We start from the raw sequence: 2,124 nt of genomic DNA, 5'->3' as shown, positions 1-2,124 counted from the left end.
GAGAGCTTTTGGCATTGGGCCCTCGGCGCTGACGGAGGCCATGGGCATGCTCAACCACCATTTCGCAGCAGCCGCCTGATCGGCGCAGAGCGACAGCCTACCTCTGACTGCCGCCAATCTTTGCAACAGAGCCCTCCTATTTGCTTGTTTTCTGGAGGGGCGTTTTCGGGCGCGGCCTTCAAACTCTCTCTTTCGCTTCTCCGACGAGCAGCATGTCTTCGAGGATTTCGAGCGCAGCGCGCGCATTTTGCGCGAGCGAGGGGTCGTCGCTTCCAATGTCTGCTAGAAAGCCGTGACCGGAGCCGGGAAAAAGGTGGAGCCCGAAGTCGGGCGTGCGCTCGGCAATCTGCGTCAGTCGAAGGAAATTCTCGGGTGACTGCGATTGGTCCTGATCGCCGAACAGGGCAACATGACGATGCGGCAGGCCTTCGAGATAGTCGAACGGCACGGGTAGTGGGTCGTCGTTCGCCAGCCCTTGCGGAAATCCATAAAGGCTCACCAGGCTCACCGGAATTCCGCGCCGGGCGAGTTCGAACACATAAAGACCGCCGAGGCAGAAGCCGGCAACGCCTGTGATGCGCTGCTCACCGATGAAATGCTCAAACGCGTCGACATAAGTGCGATCACGGACGCGGTGCCGGCGAGCGAACGCCGCCTCGCGGGTGACCTCCGGCAAGGGACCGAGATCATGGAAAGGATCCATCAAATGTACGAATGCGCCGCGCTCGGCCATGTGTGTGGCCAGTTGCTGGTAGAAGGGGCCGGGGCCGTAGATGTCCGGCAAAATGGCGATCCTGGTTCGATCTCCTTGGTCGCCGAATGCGAGGCTCGGCAGGCCATCGTTCATCGCAACGCTTTTACCTGGCGGCGGTAAAGCCGCCGATGCTTGGCCCTGGCACATGATCCGCGCCCGTCAGGCCGCGGCAGCGGCGTGTGCTACGGCCGGAGCGAGCGCAAAGTCGGTCTCGATCATCTTGATGCCGCTCTCGCGTATATCGGCGTGGATCAGTTCCGAATGAACCCCTTCACAGCAGTCGCTGTCCACATACTCGCCGCCCTCGAAATAGGCCTGAGTGGTTAGCGTGTGGAATCCGGGCGCGCGAACCTTGTAGTGGACATGCGCGGGACGCCAGCTGTGCCGGCCCATCGCTTCCAGCAATGCGCCGACTGGACCTTGGTCGGGGATCTTATAGGCGACGGGCACGGTGGTGCGTACTTCATAATGACCCGTGGCATCGGTGCGCAGCTTCCCGCGATAGAAATCGCGCGGAATATTATTGTGGAACCCGCCATAATGGCCGTCGGGCGTCGAGTGCCAGACGTCGACAACGGCGTCCGCGACCGGCGCGCCGGCGAGATCGAGCACGCGCCCGCGCAGCAGGAGCGGCTCGTGGCGGTCGTCCTCATAGCTCTTCAGCGCGCCGTCGACGAAGGGCGCGTCGTCAAGGAAATAAGGGCCCTCGAGCGTGCTCGTGCTCCCGCCGAAGTTGCGGTTTTCGATCTGGCAAATGGTGGTGTTCAGAAAGGCATCGATCATAAGCGGCAGCTCGCCGGCCTCGACGGTTTTCATGATGTAGCCGATGCCCTGCCGATACTCGTCGAAGGTCACGTCGTGCTTCATCAGCGCGCCGCGGATGCCCTCGACGATATCGGCCACGACTGCTTCCAAACGATTGCTCATAAAACCTCTCTCCTATGCGTCGTAGCGCCGCCACAACCGCATTTTCCCATTTTGAGCCGCAAGACTATGGATCGTGGCGGATTCGGGAAAATACTTTATCGGCGGTCCGTCCATACCTCGGCCGTATCGTGGGCAAGCCGATCTCATCAAATTTATTGCTGCCCAACCGCGAAAATCAATCGGCCTGGACCTCGATCCGTTCCCGTCCGGAACATCTCATGCAATCGTTCCGGTTGTTCAATCCGCGAAGCACCTCAATCGGTGTAGGTGCCGTGGTCAGGCCGGACGCCCGCCCAGGCATTTGCGATCAGGCGACGCAGGAGATGCGGCTCGAGCGGGCGCGGATTCGCATAGGCGTTCGCAAGAGCGAGCTCGACGGCCCGGTCGATATCGCTCTCTTCCATGCCTAGATCGCGCAATGCCACCGGAGCCCCGGCCCGCTC

The 2,124-nt window shown here is 61.3% G+C and carries 2 protein-coding genes and 1 pseudogene; all 3 read right to left on the bottom strand.

Annotated features, from left to right (window positions below; translation table 11 throughout):
- Positions 1-178: 178 nt before the first annotated feature.
- Positions 179-847 carry a dienelactone hydrolase family protein gene (locus tag VHO04_RS13210; protein WP_329628722.1) on the bottom strand — a complete coding sequence of 223 codons (669 nt, stop codon included), beginning with the start codon at positions 845-847 and terminating at the stop codon, positions 179-181.
- Positions 848-913: 66 nt separating this feature from the next.
- Entirely contained in the window at positions 914-1,681 is a 768-nt protein-coding gene (locus tag VHO04_RS13205; protein WP_329628721.1) for a chlorocatechol 1,2-dioxygenase, read from the bottom strand.
- 254 nt (positions 1,682-1,935) lie between these two features.
- Positions 1,936-2,124, bottom strand: a pseudogene (locus tag VHO04_RS13200) (maleylacetate reductase); the annotation flags it as partial.

Source organism: Sphingopyxis sp. (assembly GCF_036261875.1).
Lineage (GTDB): Bacteria > Pseudomonadota > Alphaproteobacteria > Sphingomonadales > Sphingomonadaceae > Sphingopyxis.
Note: the sequence above shows the minus strand (reverse complement) of the source record. Positions and strands in the feature narration are given on the sequence as shown.